The 23,438-nt window shown below is 67.6% G+C and carries 23 protein-coding genes and 1 pseudogene; 16 read left to right on the top strand and 8 right to left on the bottom strand.

Going from position 1 to position 23,438, the window contains the following annotated elements:
- The first annotated feature begins 5 nt into the window (after nucleotides 1-5).
- From G7B69_RS01170 to G7B69_RS01185, 4 genes are read left to right on the top strand one after another with little or no spacing between them, the layout of a single operon-like run.
- Nucleotides 6-1,865, top strand: a complete 1,860-nt coding sequence (locus tag G7B69_RS01170) for a TonB-dependent receptor plug domain-containing protein (RefSeq protein ID WP_243414971.1) — start codon at nucleotides 6-8, stop codon at nucleotides 1,863-1,865.
- Nucleotides 1,862-2,671, top strand: a complete 810-nt coding sequence (locus G7B69_RS01175; RefSeq protein WP_243414972.1) for an ABC transporter substrate-binding protein — start codon at nucleotides 1,862-1,864, stop codon at nucleotides 2,669-2,671. The genes G7B69_RS01170 and G7B69_RS01175 overlap by 4 nt, the downstream gene beginning before the upstream one ends.
- Complete coding sequence (locus tag G7B69_RS01180; protein ID WP_207785917.1) at nucleotides 2,668-3,621, top strand: FecCD family ABC transporter permease; 954 nt, start codon at nucleotides 2,668-2,670, stop codon at nucleotides 3,619-3,621. Before G7B69_RS01175 ends, G7B69_RS01180 begins: the two co-directional genes overlap by 4 nt.
- Nucleotides 3,621-4,394 (top strand): ABC transporter ATP-binding protein, encoded by a 774-nt coding sequence (locus G7B69_RS01185; protein WP_166175212.1) that lies wholly within the window; start codon nucleotides 3,621-3,623, stop codon nucleotides 4,392-4,394. Before G7B69_RS01180 ends, G7B69_RS01185 begins: the two co-directional genes overlap by 1 nt.
- Here G7B69_RS01185 and G7B69_RS01190 read toward each other — a convergent pair.
- From G7B69_RS01190 to G7B69_RS01205, 4 genes are all read right to left on the bottom strand, one after another.
- On the bottom strand, nucleotides 4,346-5,026 hold the full coding sequence (locus G7B69_RS01190) for a lysozyme (RefSeq protein ID WP_243414973.1): 681 nt from the start codon (nucleotides 5,024-5,026) through the stop codon (nucleotides 4,346-4,348). The genes G7B69_RS01185 and G7B69_RS01190 overlap by 49 nt on opposite strands.
- A gap of 200 nt (nucleotides 5,027-5,226) precedes the next feature.
- Nucleotides 5,227-5,757, bottom strand: a complete 531-nt coding sequence (thpR, locus tag G7B69_RS01195; RefSeq protein ID WP_166175214.1) for an RNA 2',3'-cyclic phosphodiesterase — start codon at nucleotides 5,755-5,757, stop codon at nucleotides 5,227-5,229.
- Between the two features lie 57 nt (nucleotides 5,758-5,814).
- Nucleotides 5,815-6,411, bottom strand: a complete 597-nt coding sequence (locus tag G7B69_RS01200; RefSeq protein ID WP_166175216.1) for an Hsp20/alpha crystallin family protein — start codon at nucleotides 6,409-6,411, stop codon at nucleotides 5,815-5,817.
- Between the two features lie 258 nt (nucleotides 6,412-6,669).
- Nucleotides 6,670-8,715 (bottom strand): M13 family metallopeptidase, encoded by a 2,046-nt coding sequence (locus G7B69_RS01205; protein ID WP_166175218.1) that lies wholly within the window; start codon nucleotides 8,713-8,715, stop codon nucleotides 6,670-6,672.
- Between the two features lie 539 nt (nucleotides 8,716-9,254).
- Between G7B69_RS01205 and G7B69_RS01210 the strand changes: the two genes are divergently transcribed.
- The 10 genes and pseudogenes from G7B69_RS01210 to G7B69_RS01255 all read left to right on the top strand — a co-directional run bounded on the left by G7B69_RS01210 (nucleotide 9,255) and on the right by G7B69_RS01255 (nucleotide 17,374).
- The gene (locus tag G7B69_RS01210; protein WP_166175220.1) at nucleotides 9,255-9,965 is read left to right on the top strand and encodes a hypothetical protein; all 711 of its coding nucleotides are present in this window, start codon (nucleotides 9,255-9,257) and stop codon (nucleotides 9,963-9,965) included.
- Nucleotides 9,966-10,121: 156 nt separating this feature from the next.
- The gene (gene uvrA, locus G7B69_RS01215) at nucleotides 10,122-13,058 is read left to right on the top strand and encodes an excinuclease ABC subunit UvrA (protein ID WP_166175222.1); all 2,937 of its coding nucleotides are present in this window, start codon (nucleotides 10,122-10,124) and stop codon (nucleotides 13,056-13,058) included.
- Between the two features lie 90 nt (nucleotides 13,059-13,148).
- Nucleotides 13,149-13,493, top strand: a complete 345-nt coding sequence (locus G7B69_RS01220) for a hypothetical protein (protein ID WP_166175224.1) — start codon at nucleotides 13,149-13,151, stop codon at nucleotides 13,491-13,493.
- A 13-nt stretch (nucleotides 13,494-13,506) separates the two neighbouring features.
- Nucleotides 13,507-13,977, top strand: coding sequence for a hypothetical protein (locus tag G7B69_RS01225; RefSeq protein ID WP_166175226.1), 471 nt, complete (start codon nucleotides 13,507-13,509; stop codon nucleotides 13,975-13,977).
- 57 nt (nucleotides 13,978-14,034) lie between these two features.
- The gene (locus G7B69_RS01230; protein WP_423717753.1) at nucleotides 14,035-14,469 is read left to right on the top strand and encodes a YybH family protein; all 435 of its coding nucleotides are present in this window, start codon (nucleotides 14,035-14,037) and stop codon (nucleotides 14,467-14,469) included.
- A pseudogene (locus G7B69_RS01235) lies at nucleotides 14,466-14,657 on the top strand (hypothetical protein); the annotation flags it as partial. The gene G7B69_RS01230 and the pseudogene G7B69_RS01235, both read left to right, overlap by 4 nt.
- Nucleotides 14,658-15,200: 543 nt before the next feature.
- Nucleotides 15,201-15,611, top strand: coding sequence for a hypothetical protein (locus G7B69_RS01240; protein ID WP_166175232.1), 411 nt, complete (start codon nucleotides 15,201-15,203; stop codon nucleotides 15,609-15,611).
- Between the two features lie 223 nt (nucleotides 15,612-15,834).
- A complete protein-coding gene (locus G7B69_RS01245) occupies nucleotides 15,835-16,170 on the top strand; it encodes a hypothetical protein (RefSeq protein WP_166175234.1) in 336 nt (111 codons plus the stop codon).
- Between the two features lie 237 nt (nucleotides 16,171-16,407).
- Nucleotides 16,408-16,827, top strand: a complete 420-nt coding sequence (locus tag G7B69_RS01250; RefSeq protein WP_166175236.1) for a CHRD domain-containing protein — start codon at nucleotides 16,408-16,410, stop codon at nucleotides 16,825-16,827.
- Nucleotides 16,828-16,915: 88 nt separating this feature from the next.
- The gene (locus G7B69_RS01255) at nucleotides 16,916-17,374 is read left to right on the top strand and encodes a CHRD domain-containing protein (protein ID WP_166175238.1); all 459 of its coding nucleotides are present in this window, start codon (nucleotides 16,916-16,918) and stop codon (nucleotides 17,372-17,374) included.
- A 9-nt stretch (nucleotides 17,375-17,383) separates the two neighbouring features.
- Here the strand turns inward: G7B69_RS01255 and G7B69_RS01260 are convergent, their stop codons facing one another.
- A complete protein-coding gene (locus tag G7B69_RS01260) occupies nucleotides 17,384-17,905 on the bottom strand; it encodes a septal ring lytic transglycosylase RlpA family protein (RefSeq protein WP_166175240.1) in 522 nt (173 codons plus the stop codon).
- A gap of 837 nt (nucleotides 17,906-18,742) precedes the next feature.
- Nucleotides 18,743-19,957, bottom strand: a complete 1,215-nt coding sequence (locus G7B69_RS01265; protein ID WP_166175242.1) for an argininosuccinate synthase — start codon at nucleotides 19,955-19,957, stop codon at nucleotides 18,743-18,745.
- Nucleotides 19,958-20,088: 131 nt separating this feature from the next.
- On the opposite strand from G7B69_RS01265, the gene G7B69_RS01270 reads away from it, so the two are divergent.
- Both G7B69_RS01270 and G7B69_RS01275 read left to right on the top strand, forming a co-directional pair.
- Nucleotides 20,089-21,171: a tetratricopeptide repeat protein gene (locus G7B69_RS01270; protein ID WP_166175244.1), complete on the top strand. Its 1,083-nt coding sequence runs from the start codon at nucleotides 20,089-20,091 to the stop codon at nucleotides 21,169-21,171.
- Nucleotides 21,164-21,595: a DUF1801 domain-containing protein gene (locus tag G7B69_RS01275; RefSeq protein ID WP_166175246.1), complete on the top strand. Its 432-nt coding sequence runs from the start codon at nucleotides 21,164-21,166 to the stop codon at nucleotides 21,593-21,595. Before G7B69_RS01270 ends, G7B69_RS01275 begins: the two co-directional genes overlap by 8 nt.
- On the opposite strand, the gene G7B69_RS01280 is transcribed toward G7B69_RS01275, so the two are convergent.
- Nucleotides 21,592-22,830 carry a PQQ-dependent sugar dehydrogenase gene (locus G7B69_RS01280; RefSeq protein WP_166175248.1) on the bottom strand — a complete coding sequence of 413 codons (1,239 nt, stop codon included), beginning with the start codon at nucleotides 22,828-22,830 and terminating at the stop codon, nucleotides 21,592-21,594. The genes G7B69_RS01275 and G7B69_RS01280 overlap by 4 nt on opposite strands.
- A gap of 49 nt (nucleotides 22,831-22,879) precedes the next feature.
- The gene (locus tag G7B69_RS01285) at nucleotides 22,880-23,434 is read right to left on the bottom strand and encodes a hypothetical protein (RefSeq protein WP_166175250.1); all 555 of its coding nucleotides are present in this window, start codon (nucleotides 23,432-23,434) and stop codon (nucleotides 22,880-22,882) included.
- Nucleotides 23,435-23,438: the final 4 nt, after the last annotated feature.

The raw sequence follows: 23,438 nt of genomic DNA on the forward strand, positions 1-23,438 counted from the left end.
GTATAGTGTCCAAATATCTGATTTTCGGCTTATCGTTCGCTACTTCCACTCCCGCCGTTGCGCAGGACCGGGAGGAGATCACCATTACCGCCACCGGCGCGCCGATCGATGTCGAAGACACGGGGCAGCCGGTGACGCTGATCGGCCGCGACGAGATCGACGCAGTCCAGGGGGCCGACCTGACTCGCGTGCTCGCTCGCGCACCGGGAGTGACCTTCAGCCGCAACGGCGCGCCCGGCAGCTTCACCGGCGTGCGGGTGCGTGGGGCCGAAGCCGAGCAGCTGCTGGTGCTGATAGACGGCGTGCGCGTTGCCGATCCCTCGGCGCCCGGCGGGGGGTTCGATTTCGGCAACCTGCTGGCCGGAAACATCGGCAAGATCGACCTGCTGCGCAGTTCGAACAGCACGATCTGGGGTTCTGACGCCATCGGCGGCGTGCTCGCGATCAGCACTCGCAGCGAGCAAGGGATCCAGGCGAGCGGCGAGTACGGCGCGCGTGATACCGCCTTCGGGACGGTGTCGGGTGGTGTGGGCGGCGACCGCGCATCGCTCGCCGGCGCGGCGAGCTGGTACCTCAGCGACGGCTTCTCAAGCGCGGCGGGCGGCAGCGAGCCCGACGGCTTCGAAGAATGGGATGTCAGCGCCCAGAGCCGCGTGGCCGTGACGTCTGCGCTCTCCGCTTTCGTTCGCGGCCGTTACGCCAAAGGGCGGCTCGACCTCGACGGCTTCCCGGCGCCCGATTTCGTGCTCGCCGACACCGACGAAACGCAGCGCACGCGCCAATGGTCGGGCGCCGCGGGCGCGACGTATGACGCTTCGGCTCTGCACCTGACGGCCGCCTACTCGGTTGCCGGCACCGTCCGCCGTACCTTCGACCCGACGCTGGGCACAGCACCGACATTCACCAGCGAAGGCCATGGCGGGCGCGTCGACGTCACCGGCGAATGGCGCCCGACCGAGGCTCTCCGGTTCAATTTCGGCGGCGATTACAAGCGCACCCGGCTCGAAACGCTGTTCGATGCCGCCGAGCGCACGCATGCCGAGGGGGTCTATGCCCAGATCGGCATCGAAACCGGCAAGCTCTCGGCGCATGCCGGCGCGCGGCGCGACGACCACGCTCGTTTCGGCGGCGCGACCAGCTTCGGTGCCGACGTCAGCTATGCCCTTACGCCCGACCTGCGCCTGCGCGCCTCGGCCGGCGAGGGGTTCAAGGCGCCGACGCTGTTCCAGCTCCTCTCCGATTACGGCAACACCGCGCTGCGCCCCGAACGCAGCACCAGCGTCGACCTCGCGCTCGCCTGGCGCCAGCGCAACGCGCTGCCTTATGCTTCGGCGACCGCTTTCCGCCGCGACAGCGACAACCTGATCGACTTCGTCTCGTGTTTCGGCACGGCGAGCGGGATTTGCGCCAACCGCCCGTTCGGGACTTACGACAACGTCGGGCGCGTGCGTGCACAAGGCGTCGAGATCGAGGCGGGGGCCGAGCTGTCGCCGGGCCTGTCAGTCCGGCTCGCCTACAGCCTGGTCGATACCGAGAACCGCACGCCGGGCTCGCCGAACCGCGGCAATGCGCTGGCTCGCCGTCCCCGCCACACGCTGTCGCTCGGTGGCGAATGGCAGGTCGTCCAACGCGGCCCCTCGCTCGGTGCCGACTTGCGCCTGGTCTCGAAGAGCTTCGATGACGCCGCGAACACGGTTCCGTTGGGATCTTACGCCGTGCTCGACCTCACCGCGCGCTGGCCGGTGAGCGAGCGGGTCGAGATATTCGGCCGGATCGAGAACGCGGCGAACGAACGCTACCAGACCGCCGCCGGCTACGCCTCGGCACCGCGCGGCGCCTTCCTTGGGGCGAGGATGAGGGTGTGAGGCAGCCGCTCGCCTTAGCGGTACTGGCATTGGCGGCGTGTGTGCCGGCGGCCGCTCCGCGCGCTCGCGGCGGCCACCCAACAATCGTCAGCCTCAATCCCTGCACCGACGCGATCCTCGCCGAGGTCACCGCGCCGGGGCAGCTTCTGGCGATCTCGCATTACAGCCACGACCCGCGCGGCAGCTCGATGCCGCTGGCCGAGGCGCGGCGCTTCCGCGCTACCGGCGGGACGGTGGAGGAAGTGCTGGCGCTCAAGCCCGACATTGTTGTCACCGGCGGGTTTCTCGATCCAGCCGCCGCGCAGGCGTTCGGCCGCCTCGGCGTGCGTGTCGAGACGGTCGGGATCGCGACCACCGTCGCCGAAAGCGCGGCGCAAGTGCGGCAATTGGCCACGCTCACCGGCGAACCGGCGCGAGGCGAGGCCCTGGCCCGGCGCATCGAGAGAGCGGCCACCGCCGCGCACCGCTCGGGACCACCGGTGACGGCGCTGGTATGGCAGGAGGGCGGCCTGGTTCCCGGGTCTCGAACGCTCGTCGCCGACCTGCTCGGCAACAGCGGCTTCATCAGCCAGTCGGCCGCGCGCGGGCTGCGGCAGGGAGCCTACCTGCCGCTCGAGCAAGTGCTCGCCGACCCGCCGCGCCTGGTGATCGCCGCCGGTGACGAACGCATGCAGCGCCACAGGGCGCTGCGCCGTTTGCGCGGGGTGCGTTATGCCTCGCTCGAGCCGAACCTGCTGTATTGCGGCGGACCGACGATCCTGCGGCTGGCGGCAAGGCTGGCGGCGCTCAGGGATACGCTATCGTGACCCGACCCATCCCCCTCCTGCTCATCTCGCTCGCCGTCGCGATACCGCTGTCGCTGCTCGCCGGGCGCGTGTGGCTCGATCCCTGGACGACGCCGAACGCTGCGGTGATCCTCGGCGAGTTGCGGCTGCCGCGCGCACTCCTGGCGGTGACGATCGGCGGCGGGCTCGGCGCGGCGGGGGCGGCGATGCAGGGGTACTTGCGCAACCCGCTCGCCGATCCCGGGCTGTTCGGCATCGCCCCCGGGGCGGCGCTCGGTGCGGTGGTCAGCCTGCTGCTCGGCTATGCCGCGAGCGCCTGGTTGCTGCCGCTGTTCGCGCTCGCCGGAGCGGGCGGGGCGATGCTGCTGCTGGCGCTGATCGCCGGGCGCGCGGGCGGAATCGCGCTGTTTACGCTCGCCGGGATGATGATCGCCAGTCTCGCCGGCGCGCTGACCAGCCTCGCCATCAGCCTCGCGCCCAACGCCTTCGCGACCAGTGAGATCGTCGTATGGCTGATGGGCGCGCTGACCGACCGCGGCTGGCCCGACGTGTGGCTGGCGGCGCCGCTGACGCTGGCCGGGATCGTCCTGCTGCGCCTCGCCGGCCGCGGGCTCGATGCGCTCACGCTGGGCGAAGCGGCGGCACGGTCGCTAGGCATCTCGCCCGGGCGGTTGCAGGCGCTCCTGGTCGTGGGAGTAGGATTGACCGTCGGCAGCGGCGTGGCGGTCGCCGGCGTGATCGGTTTCGTCGGTCTGATGGTTCCCCACCTCGTGCGCCCGCTGACCGACAGGCGACCGAGCGCGCTGATCGTGCCGAGCGCGCTTGCGGGCGCGCTGCTGGTGCTGGTGGCCGACTGCCTGTGCCGGATTCTCCCGCTGGTCACCGAGCTCAGGCTTGGCATTGCGCTGAGCCTGATCGGGGCGCCGTTTTTCCTTCACCTGCTCCTCAAGATGCGGCGGGAGGCGGTGTGATGCTCGAAGCCCGGGACCTCATGCTGGCCGGTCGCCTCGATGGCGTCAGTGCGGCGTTGCGGCCCGGCGAGATCACCGCGATCTGCGGCCCCAATGGGGCGGGCAAGTCGAGCCTGCTCCAATGCCTGGCCGGGCTGCTGGCGCCCGGGAGCGGCGACGTCAGGCTCGACGACACCGCACTGGGCCGAATTCCCGCTCGCCAGCGGGCGCAGGCGATCGGCTACCTGCCGCAATCGGGCGAGGTCGCGTGGGACTTGTCGGTCCGCAATCTCGTCGCGCTCGGCCGTTTGCCGCACGGCGATGGCGGCGAGGCGCAGATCGACGCCGCGCTGGCGGCGCTCGACCTCGAAATACTCTCAACTAGGCCGGTCAGCACTTTGTCAGGAGGGGAAAAAGCCCGCGTGCTGCTGGCGCGGGTCCTGGCCGGCGACCCGCACTGGATTCTCGCCGACGAACCTCTTGCGGCGCTCGATCTCGGCCACCAGCTCGCCCTGATCGGGCACTTGCGCCAGGCGGCGGAGGCCGGGGCCGGCGTCGTCTTGGTGCTTCACGATCTGGCGCTCGCGATGAACCACGCAAGCCGGGTGCTCGTGCTGGAACAGGGCCGCGTGGCCGCCGATGGCCCGCCCGAAACCGCGCTCGACCCCATGCTGATCGAACGCGTGTGGGGGGTGCCCGCGCGCTGGCTGGGAGAGCCGGGCGCCCGGGCCCTGGTGGCGGACGATCAGGCGGCCAGCGCCGCTGGTGCGGGCAGCTCGCGCGGATCGGCGTAGCTCGCGTTGAGGAAGATGTTTTCGCGCCGCACGCTGCGATAGACCAGGCCCCGCGCCACTTGTCCCGCGGCGTGGCGGTAATCGAGCTCGGCGGCGATCGCGTCGTAATCGCGCGCGGTGATCGCCGCGTTGAGGCCGGGACTGCGCTCTGCCGACAAGTTGCCTTCCCCGACGTTGAAGACGAGATCGACCAGCGCGTCGAATTCGTTCTGGGCCAGCGGCAGGTCGCCGGCCAGGCGCCGGACCACGTGTTGTGCTTCGGCGATGTCGCGTTCGAGGAAGTCGATCACCTGGTCGCGGCTGACGCGATCGCCGATCTCGAGATGGTCGGCGGCGGTGACGAGGTGGCCCACGCCGACAGTCGGGTAGCCGGCGACGTCGATGTAGACGGTGCGCCGCGCGCCTTCCTCCTGGATCATCGCCTCGAGCAAGTCGTCGCTCGCCTGGAGCAGGGCTGCCGGTCTGCGCCGTTCGACTTTCTTGAATAGCGGCGGCGCCGGGATGGGCGCCGGCATCGCGGCAGTACCGAGCCCCATCATCCCCACCGATAGCGCCAGCGCCGCCTTGCGCCGCCGCGCTCGCGCGCCTGGGCGGCCGCGCCGCTCCTGCTTCGCCTGGTGACGTTCGCGCATCCGCCGGACGAGAGACTGGAGCTTGCCGCGACGGCGCCGGCCGTGCGGGTGCTCGGGATGGCGGTTCAGGCTGGGAAGGGGAGGGGGTGCCGGAATGGTCGCGCTCCTGTTGCCAGTCGCCTCCGATCCGGTTCACCGCGTCAACGAACGGCCAGCTCGACGGGTCCCCGCTCCGGCGACCGTAAGCCACGGTTCGTGCGTCAGAATTCGTAATCGACCAGCGCGGAATAGTGCGCGCCATCCGGGCGCAACACGCTTTCGTAGAGAGTGAAGCCCTCGACCTCCCACGGCCCCGCGCGCAGCGTCCCGTGCTGTGCCAGCCAGTCACCGATCGGCCCCGCCGACCGCGGCAACCGGGCGAGCGTGATGTGGGGCCGGTAGCCGCGCTTCTCCGGCTCGAGGCCCACGCGGCGGCAGGCGCGCTCGACCCGGCGCTGGAGCCGGGCCAGCGGCTCGGTCAGCGGCACACGGGCCCACACGGCGGTGGGCAGGCCCTTGCGCTCGAAATGGCCGACGCCCGCCGCTTCGAGCGCGAATGCAGGACTGTCGGCCTCCTCGAGTGCCCCGGTTAGGTCGCGTGCCTGGGCCGAGCCTACCTCACCGACGAACGCCAGCGTCAGGTGGAGTTGTTCGTCGTCCTGCCAACGGGCGCCGTCGATCCCGCCCATCGCGCCGAGCAGCGCCTCGCGCACTGCCGGCGGCGGGCGGATGGCGACGAAGAGCCGTGGCATCTCAGCCCGCTCGGCCCGCCGGCAGACGCCGCTCTGCCCCGCAGGCGCGCTCGCCGCTCAGGCCGGCTGCCCTCCGCGGTCCTCGGATTCCGAGGCGGCCTGCTGCTGCGGAGGCTGCTCGCGGTCGTTCTGCGCCTCGACGGTCTGGCCCTGCGAACTGCTCGCGCCGCGCAGCGGAATCCGCCGGCCGCGCGCCTTCTCGGCGCTCTTCGGCAGCGTGATCGTCAGCACGCCGTCGCGGAAATCGGCCGAGCAGGCATCCTCGTCGACGCTCGACGGCAGCGTCAGGCGCCGCTCGAAGGTGCCATAGCTGCGCTCGGAATAGCCGCGCTCCTTGTCGGTGTGCGCGCTCTTCTTCTCGCCGCGCAACGTCAGCACGCCGTCCTCGACGGTCAGGTCGATGTCCTCTTCCTTGACGCCGGGCAGTTCGGCGGTGATCTCGATCTTGTCGTCGTCCTGGTGGACGTCCATCGCCGGCGCGCTGATCGCAGTCCGGGTGAGGGAACCCGTGTCGCTGCGTTGATCGAACAAGTCGTCGAACAGACGGTTCATCTGCCGGTGCAGGTCGAACAGCGAGCCGCCGAGAATGCCAGGCGTGGTGGCGTCGCTCGCCAGCGAACCGCCGCGCCAAGGTGCGAGATATCTATTTGCCATGTCGATGCTCCTCTGTCCCCCATAGCTAGTTGGGACGGGACCGGGCCGACGCGCTGCTTTGGACGGGAGGGGGGAAACCGCACCGCGACCGGCCCGAATCCCGCACCGGAATCAATGCACCTCGCAAGGGCAGGTTCCGGCCGAAATGGGCGACCTCGAACGATTCTTCCCACACTGCGCGCGGTTCGGCGAATGAGGAGAAACCGACGCGCGTGGCCGGCCGCGGCTGAACCCGCGCCCGGCCATCGCGGCGGCCGGTTACCAGATGTGCACCCGGTCCTCGGGCGCGATGTACATCTTGTCGCCCGGCTTGATGTCGAACGCCTTGTACCACGCGTCGAGGTCGCGGATCGGCACGATCGTGCGGAAGCGCGCCGGGCTGTGCGGGTCGGTGGTGACCTGCTGGCGCACGGCGTCCTCGCGCGTCTTGTTGCGCCATACCTGGGCATAGGCGAGGAAGAACCGCTGGTCGCCGGTGAGGCCGTCGAGCACCGGCGCTTCCTGGCCGTTCAGCGAACGGTGGTAGGCATCGAGCGCCACGTTGAGGCCGGCGAAATCGGCGATGTTCTCGCCCATCGTCAGCTCGGGGTTGATGTGCGCGCCGGGCACCACTTCGAACGCCGCGTACTGCGCGCCGAACTTCTTGGCCTCGGCGTTGAAGCGCTCCGCATCTCCCGGCGTCCACCAGTCGCGCACCTTGCCGGTCGCATCGATCTTGCGGCCCTGGTCGTCGAAGCTGTGGCTGATCTCGTGGCCGATGACGACGCCGATGGCGCCGTAATTGACCGCGGGGTCGGCCGCCGGATCGAAGAACGGCGGCTGCAGGATCGCCGCCGGGAAGACGATCTTGTTCTCCTGGCCACCGTTGTACGCGTTCACCGTCTGCGGGCTCATCGCCCACAGCTTGCGATCGAGCGGCTGGCCGAGCTTGGCCATCTCGTAGTCGGCGTTGAACTTACCCGCCCGGACCACGTCCGCGTAAAGATCGTCGGGCGAGATCGCCAGCGCCGAATAGTCGCGCCACTTGTCGGGAAATCCGACCATGACCATCGTGTTGTCGAGCTTGGCCAGCGCTTCCTGCTTGGTCTTGTCGCTCATCCAGCTGTTGGTCTTGATGCGGTCGGCCATCGCCAACTTCAGGTTGGCGACGAGTTGTTCCATCTTCGCCTTGCTGGCGGCGGGGAAATGCTTGGCGACATAGTCCTGCCCGACGAGTTCGCCGAGCGAGCCGTTGACCAGCGTCACGCCACGCTTCCACCGCGGCTGGTTCTCGCTGACGCCGCTGAGCGACTTGGTGTAGGCGAAGCGGCTGTCGACCATCGCCTTGTTGAGGTACGGCGAGGCCTGATCGGCGACGTGGAATTGCTGCCACAGCTTGAGCGTTTCAAGCGGAGTGGAAGCATAGAGCTTGGCAAGCCGCTGGATCGCGCTGTTCTCGTTCGCGATCAGTCTTTGCTGCGGCGGCACGCCAAGTCCGGCGAAGAAGGCATCCCAGTCGAGCCCGGGGGCGTAGCTTTCCAGCTCGGCGGTCGAATAGGGATTGTTGGTCTTGTCGATGTCGCGCCGGTCGGCGACGTCCCAGCTGAGCTCGGCGACGTAGGTTTCGAAGGCCATGACATTTTCCGCCGCCGTGGCGGGGTTGGGCGTGCCGATCGCCTTGAAGGTGCGCGCCATGTAGGCGACGTAGGCCTTGCGCTGCGGGGCAAAGTTCGGATTGAGATAATAGTCTTTTTCCGGCAACCCGAGGCCGCCCTGCGAGAGATAGAGGACGTTGGTCGTCGGGTTCTCGCTGTCGACGTCGATGTAGCTTGCGATGAGGCTGGACCCGAACACCCCGTCGGTGCTGCCCATGAACCGCGCGAACTCGCTCTTGTCCTGAATCGCCCGGACTTTGGCGAGATCCGCCATCAGGGGCTTCAGGCCGACCTGCTCGGCACGCTTCTCGTTCATGAAAGCGTTGTAGACGGCGCCGTACTTGCTGCCCGCCGGAGCGCTGGTGATCAGCGTCTGCAACTGGCTGCGCACGTCCTCGCTCAGGTTGACGAACGAGCCGGTCGAGGGACGGTCCGAAGGAATCGTCGTCGCATCGATCCACTTGCCCGAGGCGTAACGATCGAAATCGTCACCCGGCTTGGTGTTCGGATCGCGCGCGGCGAGGTCGATGCCGAAGTCGCCGATCGCCGCGTGCCCGGTGACGACGATCTCGTCGGAGTGCGCGGCATTCTGCGCCGTGGCCGGTGCGGATATCACCGCGAGCAGCGCGAGCGCGCTCGCCGAGCGAAGCAAGGTTTTGAGCTTGGTCATGGAAAAGCAGTCCCCGTCAGGAATCGAGCGTGCGCCCGCCCCTGGGCGCAACTGGTAAGCAGCGAAACTATCCTATGCCACTCGCGCGATGGCTTGTCGATGAACGGCGGCGGCGCGTCGATGAACTGCGTACCCAGGCGAACCGCCGCGGCGAAAGTTGCGCCCAGGCGTTGCTTCCCAGCATGTTCGTTGCGCGCGGGTTTCACCTGGAGAAGCGCGGGGGGCGCCTGTCGCCGCTGGCTCCCGACTTGGGGATAAACCACATGTGGGATTCCGCGTGTCGCCGCAGGCGCGCCGATGACGCATGACTTTCCGGGGCCGCAGGGTTCGCTTCCGGGGTCATCGCCGTCCAGCGGTTCCGATCCCGCCACCGGCAATGAACCGGAAGCGGATTTCCAGCCTGGCTCGGGGGGGTTGACGATCGTGGTGGCGCTTTAGCGCGGCTGTTCGAGACGTTTGCGATTGGGCCGTTCGTAAGGGTGGAGGTGCCTCAAAGACAGGTGGGAAACCGTCGGCCACGCCCGCAGAACTCGCCAAAATTGGACCGCATCGGCGCGGCCAAGTGCCGCGAAAATCAATTGGGGGGACTCATGTCAAAATCTTCACTTGTGGCCGCCTGCTCGGTAGCTCTCGCAGTTAACCGGGGTCCGGCGGTCACGAAGTATCTCGAAGCCGGTTTCGGATTAACGGATCTTTATTGCCAGCGGTTCTTCGTGATCGCCGCCCAATCCGACAGGAAGCGCCAGTTCGAGCGAAATTCCGGATCGACAGTGGATGCGTTGATGAATGCCGTCTTGGGCCTGTCTGGCGCTGGGCAAACAGCGCTGGGCCTCTCGAATGCCGCGTTTGAGGCGTACGACTCGACATATCAGAACATCCAAGATGCCTTCTTGGTATCTCCAGACATCGCCAATGTGAGAAAGCTCGTGCAAGCGGCCCAACTCGACTTCAAAACGCGCACGCTCAAAGCGATGCCGACCTCCTACGAGGACGGACGTTCGACAATCGAGCGCTATGCGGGAATATGCAGTTACACCGGCATGAAACAGCTTGTGAATGATTCCGTCACTTCTCAAACACAGGAACTGACGAATTCGGCGAACCCGCCATCGAGCGCCCCCAAAGATGCCACTAACAACGGTGGCGGGAAGTCCGGAGGTAAGCCGGGCCAGGCATCACAGCAGCCGCAAACCCCCCCGCCGCCGAGTCCCACAGCGCAAGTGCCGCTCGCGAACGCGTCGAAGGAATGACCGCCCGCTAGCAGGCCAAAGGGGCCGCCTGCGAAATCGCGTCTTGGCTGCATGGGTTGCGACCGAGCAACGGAGGCCCCACATCGCTCGCGAGCTGTGGGGCTGCCGTTCGGCGCCTCTTGACCTGCGCGAACATTTGCGGAACATCCATTCTCGATGAGTCTTTCCACCATCTCCGTCCGCGGCGCCCGCGAGCACAATCTCAAGGGCTTCGACATCGAGCTTCCGCGTGAGAAGCTGATCGTCATCACCGGGTTGTCGGGCTCGGGCAAGAGCAGCCTGGCGTTCGACACGATCTATGCCGAGGGGCAGCGGCGCTACGTCGAGAGCCTGAGCGCTTACGCGCGGCAGTTCCTCGAGATGATGCAAAAGCCCGATGTCGAGCACATCGATGGGCTCAGCCCGGCGATCTCGATCGAGCAGAAGACCACCAGCCGCAACCCGCGCTCGACGGTCGCCACGGTGACCGAGATCTACGACTACATGCGCCTGCTCTGGGCGCGGGTGGGCGTGCCGTACTCGCCTGCCACCGGCCTGCCGATCGAGGCACAGACGGTGTCGAACATGGTCGACCGGGTGATGGCGCTGCCCGAGGGCACGCGGCTGTTCCTGCTCGCCCCGGTCGTGCGCGGGCGCAAGGGCGAGTACCGCCGCGAGCTGCTCGAATGGCAGAAGGCCGGCTTCACCCGCGTGCGCATCGACGGCGAGATGGTCGAGATCGAGGCCGCGCCGGCGCTCGACAAGAAGTACAAGCACGACATCGAGGTGGTGGTCGACCGGTTGGCGGTGCGCCCCGGAATCGAAACCCGCCTGGCGGACAGCTTCGAGACCGCGCTGAAGCTGGCCGAGGGGCTGGCTTATGTCGACCTCGCCGACGGCAACGTCCCGGGCCGCGAGGTCGAGGATGCCGGCGGGGCGATGAAGGGCGCCGGCCTGCCGCCCAACCGCATCGTCTTCTCCGAGAAGTTCGCCTGCCCGGTCTCCGGCTTCACGATCGAGGAAGTCGAGCCGCGGCTGTTCAGCTTTAACGCCCCGCAAGGCGCCTGCCCGGCGTGCGACGGTCTCGGCGAGAAGCTGCTGTTCGACCCGCAGCTCGTGGTGCCGAACGAACACCTCACGCTCAAGCAGGGCGCGGTGGTGCCGTGGGCCAAGTCGAACCCGCCAAGCCCCTATTACATGCAGGTCCTCTCCAGCCTGGCGAAGGAGTACGGCTTCGACCTGACTACGCCCTGGGACGAGCTCGCGCCCGAGCACCGCGAGGTGATTCTGTTCGGCACGCAGGGACGGCCAGTGCCACTCACCTTCAAGGACGGGCGCAAGGAATACACCGTGCGCAAGGCGTTCGAGGGCGTGATCGGCAACCTCAACCGGCGCATGCTGCAGACCGACAGCGCGTGGATGCGCGAGGAGCTTTCCAAGTTCCAGACCGCGCAGCCGTGCGAGGTGTGCCTCGGCAAGCGGCTCAACGAGAAGGCGCTGGCGGTGAAAGTCGCCATGACCGACATCGCCACGCCGACCAAGATGAGCGTGACCGACGCGCGGAAGTGGTTCCTCGCGCTGCCCGAGCAGCTCGGCGACACGCAGAACCAGATCGCCCGCGCGATCCTCAAGGAGATCAACGAGCGGCTCGGGTTTCTCGACAATGTCGGGCTCGATTACCTGAACCTCGACCGAACTTCAGGTACGCTCTCCGGCGGCGAATCGCAGCGCATCCGCCTCGCCAGCCAGATCGGCTCGGGCCTGTCCGGCGTGCTCTACGTCCTCGACGAGCCGAGCATCGGCCTGCACCAGCGCGACAACGACCGGCTGCTCGAAACGCTCAAGCGGCTGCGCGATCTCGGCAACACGGTGATCGTCGTCGAGCACGACGAGGACGCGATCCGCCACGCCGACCACATCGTCGACCTCGGCCCCGGCGCCGGCGTCCACGGCGGCGAGATCGTCGCCCAGGGCGACCTGGCGACGATCCTCAAGGCCAAGGGCTCGCTGACCGCCGACTACCTCAACGGCACGCGCGAGATCGCCGTCCCGGCCAAGCGCCGCAAGGGCAACGGCCACGCGGTCACCGTCCACGGCGCGCGGGCGAACAACCTGAAGAACGTCACCGCGCGCATTGCGCTCGGCACTTTCACCTGCATCACCGGCGTCTCGGGCAGCGGCAAGTCGTCGCTGGTGGTCGACACGCTCTACCCCTCGGCCGCGCGCACGCTGAATGGCGCGCGGGTGATCGCCGGGCCGCACGACAAGGTCACCGGGCTCGAGCTGTGCGACAAGGTGATCGAGATCGACCAGAGCCCGATCGGCCGCACCCCGCGCTCCAACCCGGCGACCTACACCGGCGCCTTCACCCAGATCCGCGACTGGTTCGCCGGCCTGCCCGAAAGCCAGGCACGCGGCTACAAGGCCGGGCGCTTCAGCTTCAACGTCAAGGGCGGCCGGTGCGAGGCGTGCCAGGGCGACGGGCTGATCAAGATCGAGATGCACTTCCTGCCCGACGTCTACGTCACCTGCGAGGAATGCCACGGCAAGCGCTACAACCGCGAAACGCTCGAGGTGAAGTTCAAGGGCCTCTCCATCGCCGACGTGCTCGACATGACGATCGAGGACGCGGAAGGCTTCTTCAAGGCCGTCCCGCCGATCCGCGACAAAATGCACATGCTCAACGAGGTCGGGCTCGGCTACGTCAAGGTCGGCCAGCAGGCGACCACGCTTTCGGGCGGCGAGGCGCAGCGGGTCAAGCTGGCCAAGGAGCTCAGCCGCCGCAGCACCGGGCAGACGCTCTACATCCTCGACGAGCCGACCACCGGCCTCCACTTCGAGGACGTGCGCAAGCTCCTCGAAGTCCTCCAGCGCCTCGTCGACCAGGGCAACTCGGTGGTGGTGATCGAGCACAACCTCGACGTGATCAAGACCGCCGACTGGATCCTCGACCTCGGCCCCGAAGGCGGCGTGCGCGGCGGCGAGATCGTCGCCGAGGGCACGCCGGAGGCCGTCGCGGCCAACCCGCGCAGCTTCACCGGTTCGTACCTCGAGCCGATGCTGGCCAAGGCCGGGACGGCGAAGAAGGACCGCGCGAAAGAGGCGGCGGAATAGCCGCACCCCCGGGCTAATCGTTTGACAAGAGCCGGCGGGAGGCAGACTTTCCCGGCAGGGGTCGTGCCCGGGTCGCACCGGGAGAGGGCCATGTGTTACGTCATCGCTTTCGGCGCGCTGTGCGCCGTCTTCGCGCCTGCTCCAGCCCGCGTCGAAGTCCTTTCGCCACCCGCGGTCGCGCTCGCCCAAGGCGCCGTGGCGCGACCGGCGGCGATTCCCGCCGAGGCGCCCGCCGGCGAGGCGGCGGTGGTCAGGCTCGACCTGCCCGAGGGGCGCCCCGGTGAAGGGCTCGCGACCTCGCAAGCCCGCGCGGCGGCGCCCGCCCGCATGACCCGCGCCGCCTATGCTCCGCGCGGCGACACCGAGGCCAAGTCGTCGTCCTACGAAAGCGGCGAGGCGGGCAGCGGCGAAAGCGGGGACACCGAGAAGAAATAGGGGGAGGGCATCGATGAAGCCACGCACCGCGTTCGCCGCACCGCTGGCACTGGCCGCGCTCGCCTGGGCCGCGCCGGCCTTGGCGGGGCACCCGCCGCACAGCCCGCTCGCCGAAGGCGTGAGCGGCGGGTGGATGAAGCTCGGCACCGTGAAGGCGAGCGCCGATGAGCCGGCCTTCACCGTCTACGTGAACGTCGCGGAATTCGATCCGGCGGACGACGCCCAGCACCACCTGCGGGTTCACGAATGGGAAGTCTACGACCAGCCGCTGGCGTTCCCGGGAGGGACGGTGGTCGAGGTCGGCTACGAGTATCTGCTCGATTGCGTTCGTGGCAAGTTCGACCCCGAGCCCAGCTTGTTCGCCTACGGCGCCGATGGCGAGCTCGTGTTCGCCAAAGAGGGAAACACCGGCGGCGAGGCGAAGATGGTCGACATCCCGGCCAACGGACTTGAATCCAGAATGGCCGGGCTGCTCTGTGACTAGGCCGCGCATGGGGGGACACAGACGATGAAGGCACTGATCGCGTTCGCCGCGCCGCTCATGCTCGGCGCCTGCGGGCTGGCGTGGGACAACAGCGAGGCGCATGACAAGGCGGTCGTGGCCGAGATCCGCGCGGCCGAAGCGCGGCTGGTCGCGCACCTCGAAGGCCCCGACCGGCTGGCGTGGGTCGGCGACTACGCCGAGGACGCAGTGTTCCAGGAGGGCGAGGACCCGCCGGTCTCCGGCCGCGCCGCGCTCACCGAGGTCGCCCGCTCGCTCGGCCCGCTCTCGGGCGCGGCGATCGAGCCCGTGCGCACCGTGGTGGAGGGCAACCTCGCCTACGTCCAGGTCCGCGCCCGCTACGCCGTCGGCCAGGGAGCCTCCGCCGGCCCGCTCGGCCACTACCGCGGGGTAATGATCTGGCGGAAGGACAGCGACGGGGTGTGGCGGATGCTGCACGAGATGCTGGTGCGGGAGGGGAAGCCGACGGCGTGATCAAGACCGGCGGCTGGATCCTCGACCTCGGGCCGGGAGTCGAAGACGGGGCGAAGCCTCAACGCGGCGTGCGGGGAGGGGAGATCGTCGCGGAAGGGACGCCCGAGCAGGTGGCGGCGAACGCGCAAAGCTTTACCGGGGCGTACCTGAAGCCGATGCTGGAACGGGCGGGGGAGGCGGCGGAGTAGTTTGCACCTATTACTACCAACACAAGGACGAGTTGTGTAAGGCGCACTTGCAACTTCATCACCCGTCGGGGGCGGTTTGGCGAAAATGCTTTTTGACCTTCAAAATGGTCTAATCGAAATCGAGGGCGATGAAGAGTTTGTCGAGAGGGTGTAGCTCCCTTAGCAAACGTTGATCGACTGTCAGTCGATGCCATGCTCTATGAGGCGTAAAGAGGGAGGAGTTGGGGAGAGAATTGCGAACGTATGGGGACTAATGGCGCTAACGTAATAGCGAACTTAGAGTGCTATAGCGTAGCTGCGAAACAGACTATCAAAGTCCCAGAGTTCCGGGCAGAGTTCCGGGGACAGCAGAGTTCCGGGAGAGTTCCGGGGACAGAGAGTTCGGGGGACGTAGACTAAATACGGCCTTGCAGACTTACGCTTCGAGGGCGCATTCCTCCCCACGAGCTGCGGGTCCGGTCGGCACCATGGATGCTGAACTAAGTTCAGCATGAGGAAGCAGGGTGAGGGGCGGCCTTAACGCCCGCGTGCTAAACCCCACCCATGTTCCGCCGCCGCGACCCTAACCTGCTCAGCCAGTACCTTTGCCGCTTCTGCGGCGAGCGGATTGCGTGGGGGGCGATCGTGCGGGTGTTGCGGGTCGATCCGGATACGCCGGGCTACCAGGTCAATGAAAGCTACGCCCACCTCGATTGCCTGCGCCGCGTGGTGCGGCCCGGCGTCGAACTCACCTTCCACCGGCACTGGGCGGGCAAGGGGCCGCTGCCCGACGACAGCGGCGACATCGACGGCCAGCCTTGCGCGGTCTGCGCCGAGGCGATCGCCGCGCCGGAGCTCGTCCGGCTGCGCCTCCAGCGCCCGGCCGGCACGGTCAAGGCGCCGGAGTTCGACGAGCAGTCCCTCCCGTTCCACTTCGAGTGCCTTGCCGCGGTGAGCACCTCGCAGTTGTCGTGAGGCTCGCGCATTCCGAAAAGCCGTCACCCCGGACCTGATCCGGGGTCCCGCTGCATTGCCGGGCGCCGCGCGGGAAGCGGGATCCCGGGTCGGGCCCGGGATGACGAACAAAGGGAAGGGGGCCGGTCATTTTGTTGGATTCCGCGCGCTGTTTTCGCTGTCCTACACGGTGCGCTCGCGCATAAGGAGATCGGTTCTCCCTTCGTTTCAAGGAGCAGAACCCTTGTCCGATACCTTTCCTGCCGACGATCCCTCGACTCCGGCCGGGCTCGACGAGGCGCCTTCGCCCCGCGCACCCCGCCACAGGCACTGGACCCGCGCCAGGATGGCCGCGTTCCTGCGCGAGCTGGGGGCGGGGGCCTCGGTCGCGGGAGCGGCGCGGGCGGTGGGGATGGGGCGGCAGTCGGCCTACAAGCTGCGCGAGCGGCTGGCCGGCTCGGCGTTCGACGAGGCGTGGCAACTGGCGATCGCGCGGCGCGAGCGGCGGCGGCTCGAGCGCTCGCGCGCGGCGGGGCGCGGCGTGCGGCATCCTGCGCGGTTCGGCGGGGGGAGGGGGTGATCCGGTTGGAGAAGTGTCACCCTGTCGCCTTGTCGCCTTTCGGCCATTAAGCCATTGAAAAAGCGTGGAAATGGCTAGGCGACACTTTGGGTGACAGGGTCCGTAAGTGTCACCCTCTCCGGCCGGCGCGCGGCGGGGCGCACGGGCCGCCGCTCGAGGCACGGTCCATCGGAAACCGGCAACCCCTCGGCGCGTTGTCGGAGCGGGTGGGGCAACCCAAGCAGGGAGACCCTTACGATGCACGCGATCCTGAAAGCCGGCTTCGTCCTCGGCGGCCTCACGCTCGCCGCCGCGGCGGCCGCGCAGCCCTCGGCGCCGACCTGGCAGCCGGCACCCTCGATCACCGCCAGCCTCGACATCGGCGGCACCGGCAACTTCACCGGCGTGTTCGAGAACAAGCGACTCTGCTACATGATCAACGCCCCCGGGGTGGCCAACCCCACCGCGGTGCGCATCGTCGCGCTCAAGCCGGAGAAGAACGGCGAGGTGCTGTTCAACCTCAAGCCGCCGGTCGGCGGCGCCAGCGGCGACTGCGTGCCGGCGTCCGACGAGGTCGCCCGGCGGCTGGTCAAGAACGCCGGGAACTTCGCCCTGGCGATCGATACCGCCGCCTATCCAAACGCCGTGTGGGCCCCGCTGGTGGGGATGAACGGGTAGCGCGGCGTCTTATCGGCACGGCCCAACGGAACCGCGGCGCGCTTCGTCGCGTTCAGGCGTCGTAGAATGTTAATGAGGAGAGCTTGCCATGAAGATCGTCTCCGCCGCACTCGCGCTGACCGCGCTCGCCCCTGCGCTGGCCGCCTGCGCCACCACGGCGGCGGGCGGCGCCAACCCGACCCATACCGGCACCCCGCTGATCGCCACCCTCGACGGCAAGGCTGAGGTGCCGGGGCCGGGCGACCCCAACGGCACCGGCGAGTTCACCGGCTGGTTCGACCCGGCGATGGGGCGGATCTGCTACACGCTCGGCGTCGCCAGCCTGGCGAGCCCGACGATGGCGCACATCCACCGCGGCGCGGCCCAGGTCGCCGGGCCGCCGGTGGTGGTGCTCGCCAACCCGGCGCAGAACATCTCCGACACCTGCCAGCCGGTCGCGCCGGCGCTGATCAGCGAGATCGTCGCCAACCCGAGCGCGTTCTACGTCAACGTCCACACCACGGAGCACCCGGGCGGGGCGATCCGCGCGCAGCTGATGCGGCCGTAGAGACGGGGCTTACTGGGAGGAGGAGTCGGGGGTGTCGTCGAGCACGGCGAGGGCGACCTTGCCGCTGCCGGCGCGGCGCAGGCCGATTTCCTCGGCGGCGGCGCGCGACAGGTCGATCACCCGGCCGCGGACGAACGGCCCGCGGTCGTTGATGCGGACCACGACGGATTCGCCGTGGTAGGTCACACGGACCCTGGTGCCGAGCGGCAGCGTGCGGTGCGCGGCGGTCAGCTCGGCGGGGTTGAAGCGCTCCCCGCTGGCGGTGCGATGGCCGGCGAGCTCGGCGCCGTACCAGCTGGCCATGCCGCCGCCGACCGGCTGCCAGGCCTGGCCGCCGTCGTCGGTATCGGTTTGCGGGATGGTGAGCGCAGCGCCGGTGTCGACTTGCGGCTCGAACCTGGGGAGTGCGGGATCGGCTATCGGCGGCGCGGCGATCGCGACCTCGGGTGCGGTATCCTCAGCGTAACCCGGGGCAAGCGCCCCGCCGAGACCCAGCAATGCGGCGGCGCCTAAAGCCAGGCGCAGCCTCATGGTGATGTTCCCATCCATGACGAGGGGTGGGTTAGCGGCGAAAAGGGCGGGAAAGAACCCCGCTGCCTTCGTTTTGCCCCATTCGAGGCTCGCCTCACCGTGAGTCGGACGCGGTTTGCGGCGGGTCGAGGAACTATGTTTGGTTAATTTTCGGCGGGTCGCTGCTGAACGGCGGTGCCTGCGGAAGGGCAAATCGGGGCGATTCGCGGCCGGGCTTCGCGGGCAGGATCGACGTGCTCTGCAGGGCGGATACGGAAATGGGGCCGGCATTGCTGCCGACCCCACTCTCACCGGCGTGTGGGCCCCGAAGGACACTTAACGCCTGGCGTCTTTCGCGTGGCCGACCCCGAAGGGCGGTCTCGCTATGTCGCCCGGCGCTCGCGCCGGTGCCGGTTCCGTCGGGGGACGGATGAAACCCGAAGATTTCCTCCAAACCACCCGGCGGTTCCGCGACCGATCTTTCAGCCAGGTTCGTCAACTGGTTCGGCAATGCGGGGCATCACCTCTCCATCGGAACCGGCCGGCAAGTCCGGCCTGCCGACTGCGCACCTTCGCGGCTTCAACGGTCTGGAAGTTGCAGCATCCGAAGACGCCTTGGCTTTCATTCCTCCACCGCGCGGCATCTCGCCGTCGCGTCGAAAGTGGTTCCAAAATCTCTTCTTCTTTCAGGGTGTTACCCCGTCCATCCGAAGAGCCAATCCCCGCTCTCGATGTCTGGAGAATGCGTCATGGCCCCGAGTCGGGCAAGCGGGGGAAGCGCTAGTTATCCACTTTCAACCCATTTGCCGGTGGACAAGAGTGGATAACTTGCTTTTCGGGCGTAAATACAACCGCTTATCAGCGGTCTCTTTTTGCCAACAATCGCAACCGCAGAGCGTTGAGCTTGATGAATCCTTCGGCATCCTGCTGGTCGTAGGCGCCGGCATCGTCCTCGAAGGTGACGTGCCGCTCGGAATAGAGGCTGTCCGCGCTCTTGCGGCCGACCACCGAGGCCATGCCCTTGTAGAGCTTGAGCCGCACGGTCCCGTTGACCTTCGCTTGGCTCAGGTCGATCGCCGCCTGCAGCATCTCGCGCTCGGGGGCAAACCAGAAGCCGTTGTAGATCAGCTCGGCATACTTCGGCATCAGCTCGTCCTTGAGGTGCGCCGCCCCGCGGTCGAGCGTGATCGACTCGATCCCGCGATGCGCCCGGGCGTAGATCTCGCCGCCCGGGGTCTCGTACATGCCGCGGCTCTTCATGCCGACGAAACGGTTCTCCACCAGATCGAGCCGGCCGATGCCGTGCTTCTTGCCGAGCGCGTTGAGAGCGGTCAGCAAGCTGGCCGGGCTCATCGCCTCGCCGTTCAGCGCCACGCCGTCGCCGCGCTCGAAGTCGATGGTGACGTATTCCGGCTGGTCGGGCGCGTCCTCGGGGTTGTCGGTGCGCGAATAGACGTAGTCGGGCACCTCGCCCCACGGATCCTCGAGCACCTTCCCCTCGCTGCTGGTGTGCAGCAGGTTGGCGTCGGTCGAGAACGGGCTTTCGCCGCGCTTGTCCTTCGGCACGGGGATCTGGTGCTTCTCGGCCCAGGCGATCAGCGCGGTGCGGCTGGTCAGGTCCCACTCGCGCCACGGGGCGATGACCTTGATGTCGGGATCGAGCGCATAGGCGCTGAGCTCGAAGCGGACCTGGTCGTTGCCCTTGCCGGTGGCGCCGTGGGCGATCGCATCGGCGCCGGTTTCGCGGGCGATCTCGATCAGCCGCTTGGAGATCAGCGGCCGGGCGATCGAGGTGCCGAGCAGGTAATCGCCCTCGTAGCGAGCATTGGCGCGCATCATTGGAAACACGAAGTCGCGGACGAACTCCTCGCGCAAGTCGTCGATGTAGATGTGCTCGGGCTTGATGCCCATCAGCTCGGCCTTCGCTCGCGCCGGCGCGAGTTCCTCGCCCTGGCCGAGGTCGGCGGTGAAGGTGACCACCTCGCAGTCGTAAGTCACCTGCAGCCACTTGAGGATCACGCTGGTGTCGAGGCCGCCCGAATAGGCGAGAACGACGCGCTTGATGTCCGACATGGGAGACTCCGGCAGGCGAGGGAAAACCGGGGGCGCTCTAGGGTCAGCGGCGTGGTTCCGCAAGCGCGCCTCTTGCGCGGGTGCTCCGTGCGCGGCACAACTATCTCAGGTCGCGCCACTTTCGGGGGGAAATGGCCGTGCGTCTGGCTGGAATTGTGATCGCGCTCGTGCTCGGGGCGGCCACCGCCGCCGACGCCGTGCAGGAAAAGAACGGCGGGTTTCCCGACATCGGGGCGCAGTACTTCCACCGCGACGATTGCCACGAGGCTTACGACCTGATCGCCGAGGAGGTTACCTCCGGCCGAAGCGTCGCGGATGCCGACAAGGCCTGGGCCGCACAATACGAGGCGGCGGCGGATGCCGGCCAGCCGTGCCCCGAACCGGGCGCGTCGCTGGCGCTGCGGGCGACTGATCGCACCGTCTCGACGGAGGAGGGGCTCGGGCACCTCGCGCTGTTCCACAAGCAGGACGATCCTTCGGCCTGGTTCGAGGCTGCGATGTCGGTGCTCCAGGGCAAGGTTCCCAAGGTCGAAGCGCCGGTCGGCTGGGCGATGCTCGTGAAATCGGCCGGGCTCGGCTACGCGCCCGCGCAGTACTTCGAGGCGCTGCTCTACATCAACGGTACCGCGACCGGCAAAGCCGATTACGCCACTGCCCTTCCGCTGCTCGAAGCCGCTGCGAAGTCGGGCCACGTCGATGCGCTCTTCCTCGCCGGCAACTATTACTACGACGGTAGCCTGGGCGTGAAGAAGGACGGCGCCAAGGCTTTCTCATACTTCAGCCAGGCCGCCGAGCGCGGGCACGTCTACGCCACCTACATGGCCGCGACGATGGCCAACGACGGCACCGGGGTGAAGGCCGACCACGCGCTTGCCTATCGCCTCGCGCGCAATCTCGCCGACCAGGGCCAGGTCGTCGGCTCGGTGATCGCCGCGAGCGCGCTGCTGCAGATGAAGGACGCCAAGGACCGCGAGGACGAGGTGCTCTACTGGATGGACACCGCGATCCGCGACGGCGACGACAAGATCCGCGGGCAGGTGCAGACTATGCGCCCGAAAGTCGTCGCCGCGTTCCAGCGCGCCAACGCGCCGCCCGAATACCATCCGCGGGTGTGGAAGGCTTGCCCGATGAAGACGGTGTGCTTCGTCAATTCCAGCGGGCTTCAGTACAATTGCACCACCAACAAGGACTACTGGAACGATTGCGATGGCTGAGCTGAAGACGAAGGCCACCGAGGTCGCCGTCGAGAACTTCATGGCCAGTCTTCCGGAAGAACGCCGGCGTGAAGAGGCGAGGGCGCTCGATGCGATCTACCGCCGCGTCACCAGGCTCGAGCCGAAGATGTGGGGCCCGAGCATCATCGGCTACGGCAGTTACGACTATCGCTATGACAGCGGCCGCACAGGGACGATGTGCAAGGCCGGCTTCAGTCCGCGCAAGGCGGCGCTCACGCTGTACCTTGTGGGCAACCACGGGTCGCGGCAAGCCGAGGCCGATGCCCTGTTCGCGCGCCTCGGCAAGCATTCGACGGGCAAGGCCTGTCTTTACATCAAGCGGCTCGATCAGGTGGACATCGATGCGCTCGAAGGCCTGATCGCCCTCTCATGGGAACTGATGGCCGAGCGGTATCCCAGCTAAGGCGCCGCCGGCTCAATCCGAAGCACCGCATTTTCGGGGCCGTCGGTCAGGACGTAAATCAGCCCATCCGGCCCCTCGGCGATGTCGCGGACGCGCTGGTGAAGCTCGCTAAGCAAGGCTTCGCGGCGCATCTCGCCGTACGTCTCGTTGAACACCACCCGCTGCAGGCTGCCGGTTCCCGGTATCTCGCCCCATCGGGCGCTACCGACAAACAGGTTGCCCTTCCATGCCGGGAACTTGTCGCCTTGGTAGACCAGCAATCCTGACGGCGCGATCGAGGGCAGCCAGACCAATAGCGGCTTCTCGATCCCTGGCCCGACAGGGTTATCGGCAAGCGGAGCGCCGTCGTAATTGCGGCCGTAGCTGTAGTTGGGCCAGCCGTAATTGCGGCCCGACTTGATCAGGTTCACCTCGTCGCCGCCGTTGGGGCCGTGCTCGGCAGAGATCACGTCGCCGGTCACCGGGTGCACAACCAGGCCGTGCTGGTCCCGGTGGCCGTAGGAATAGACCGCCGGATGGGCGCCGGTCTTGCCGACGAAGGGGTTGTCTTTCGGGATCGACCCGTCGGCGTTGAGGTGGAGCACCTTGCCGTAAATCGTGCCGAGTTCTTGCGACGTACTGCCAAAAGCTCCGCCGGTGGTGACGAACAGAGTGCCGTCCCTTGCGAAGGCGAGACGCGAGCCGAGCGCAGCGGAAGCGCCGCCTTGCAGCAGCGTTTGGATCCCGGTGAGCTTGCCGCCTTCGAGCTTGCCGCGCATCACCGTCAGCCTGCCGAAGGAGTAGAGCTCGGGAGCGGCGTTGTCGCCGGCCGGTCGCGGGGCGGGCTCGTTGTAGGTGAAATAGAGCCAGTGGCTTTTGGCGAAGTCGGGAGCCAGCGCCATGTCCTGGAAGCCCACGCTGAAGGCGGAGCCGGCCGGCGGCCTGGGCATGCCTTCGATTGCTTGCGGATCGAGCCGCGCGCTCGGCTGGGTCGCGTCGCGAATCACGTGGAGGCCGCCGCCGCGCTCGTTCACCAGCAAGTCGCCGTTCGGCAGGAACTCGATTGCGAAAGGCCGCGCCAGCCCCTTGGCTACGACCGTGACCTTGATCTGGTGCTGCTCGGCGGTGTCGAACACGTAAGGCGTGCTCGACAACGTGACGGGCGCCGCCCCGATCGCCGGAGGTTGTTGAGCTGGCCCGGGGCCAGCCAAGGCCAGGGCCAGAGCTCCCAACCCCCCTGTGATGGCTTTGCGCATTCGAATCCCCTCTTGACCAGATCCTTGTTGCGCCGCCACCGCTCGATTGTCAGCCGTTAATAGCCTTCGCGTGAAGCTGTGGGTTCAGCGCGGCAATGTGGTTCAGCCAGGCGCGCGGCTTGCGCAGAAGCTCCTTGGGAAAATCGACCTTGAGCCCGGCCATTTGCGCGATCTTCCCGACAAAGTGGATGCAGTTGTTGTGGTCGAGGTCGTAGAATTTGCCTGGGTGCTTGTCCCAGAAATCGACCTCGGCGCGCATCTCGTGATAGGTCGCGTCGTCAACCGTCACCGCAAAATGACGGTTGGTCTTGGCGATCCACTTGGGTTCCTCGATCCAGATTTCGCCTTCGACCGGCCCGGAGAGAATCGCCGGCGTGACGTGCCTGGCGGTGAACCCGAAATTCTCATCGATCTTCTGCCCGGTGGCGTCGAGCGTGCCGTGGAAGATTACGAACGTGTGCGGATAGCGGCCGAAGAACATCGATCCGTTGAAGCTGCGAAACTCCACCTCGACCTTGGCACAGGCCGGCTGGGTGAAGGCCACCAGCGCGAGGAATGAAAGCACCAGGCGGAGGCAAAGAGTCCAAACGGTGCGCAAGGTCATCGGC

This window comes from Croceibacterium segetis, assembly GCF_011320115.1.
GTDB classification, from domain to species: domain Bacteria; phylum Pseudomonadota; class Alphaproteobacteria; order Sphingomonadales; family Sphingomonadaceae; genus Croceibacterium_B; species Croceibacterium_B segetis.

Bases quoted from the DNA above. Each gene is read 5' to 3' on its own strand.
- thpR (WP_166175214.1), bottom strand. From the start codon at position 5,757: ATGCCACGGCTCTTCGTCGCCATCCGCCCGCCGCCGGCAGTGCGCGAG.
- G7B69_RS01220 (WP_166175224.1), top strand. From the start codon at position 13,149: ATGTGTTACGTCATCGCTTTCGGCGCGCTGTGCGCCGTCTTCGCGCCT.
- G7B69_RS01265 (WP_166175242.1), bottom strand. From the start codon at position 19,957: ATGTCGGACATCAAGCGCGTCGTTCTCGCCTATTCGGGCGGCCTCGAC.
- G7B69_RS01185 (WP_166175212.1), top strand. From the start codon at position 3,621: ATGCTCGAAGCCCGGGACCTCATGCTGGCCGGTCGCCTCGATGGCGTC.
- G7B69_RS01225 (WP_166175226.1), top strand. From the start codon at position 13,507: ATGAAGCCACGCACCGCGTTCGCCGCACCGCTGGCACTGGCCGCGCTC.
- G7B69_RS01190 (WP_243414973.1), bottom strand. From the start codon at position 5,026: ATGCGCGAACGTCACCAGGCGAAGCAGGAGCGGCGCGGCCGCCCAGGC.
- uvrA (WP_166175222.1), top strand. From the start codon at position 10,122: ATGAGTCTTTCCACCATCTCCGTCCGCGGCGCCCGCGAGCACAATCTC.
- G7B69_RS01260 (WP_166175240.1), bottom strand. From the start codon at position 17,905: ATGAGGCTGCGCCTGGCTTTAGGCGCCGCCGCATTGCTGGGTCTCGGC.
- G7B69_RS01230 (WP_423717753.1), top strand. From the start codon at position 14,035: ATGCTCGGCGCCTGCGGGCTGGCGTGGGACAACAGCGAGGCGCATGAC.
- G7B69_RS01205 (WP_166175218.1), bottom strand. From the start codon at position 8,715: ATGACCAAGCTCAAAACCTTGCTTCGCTCGGCGAGCGCGCTCGCGCTG.
- G7B69_RS01270 (WP_166175244.1), top strand. From the start codon at position 20,089: ATGGCCGTGCGTCTGGCTGGAATTGTGATCGCGCTCGTGCTCGGGGCG.
- G7B69_RS01250 (WP_166175236.1), top strand. From the start codon at position 16,408: ATGCACGCGATCCTGAAAGCCGGCTTCGTCCTCGGCGGCCTCACGCTC.
- G7B69_RS01275 (WP_166175246.1), top strand. From the start codon at position 21,164: ATGGCTGAGCTGAAGACGAAGGCCACCGAGGTCGCCGTCGAGAACTTC.
- G7B69_RS01280 (WP_166175248.1), bottom strand. From the start codon at position 22,830: ATGCGCAAAGCCATCACAGGGGGGTTGGGAGCTCTGGCCCTGGCCTTG.
- G7B69_RS01285 (WP_166175250.1), bottom strand. From the start codon at position 23,434: ATGACCTTGCGCACCGTTTGGACTCTTTGCCTCCGCCTGGTGCTTTCA.
- G7B69_RS01255 (WP_166175238.1), top strand. From the start codon at position 16,916: ATGAAGATCGTCTCCGCCGCACTCGCGCTGACCGCGCTCGCCCCTGCG.
- G7B69_RS01200 (WP_166175216.1), bottom strand. From the start codon at position 6,411: ATGGCAAATAGATATCTCGCACCTTGGCGCGGCGGTTCGCTGGCGAGC.
- G7B69_RS01240 (WP_166175232.1), top strand. From the start codon at position 15,201: ATGTTCCGCCGCCGCGACCCTAACCTGCTCAGCCAGTACCTTTGCCGC.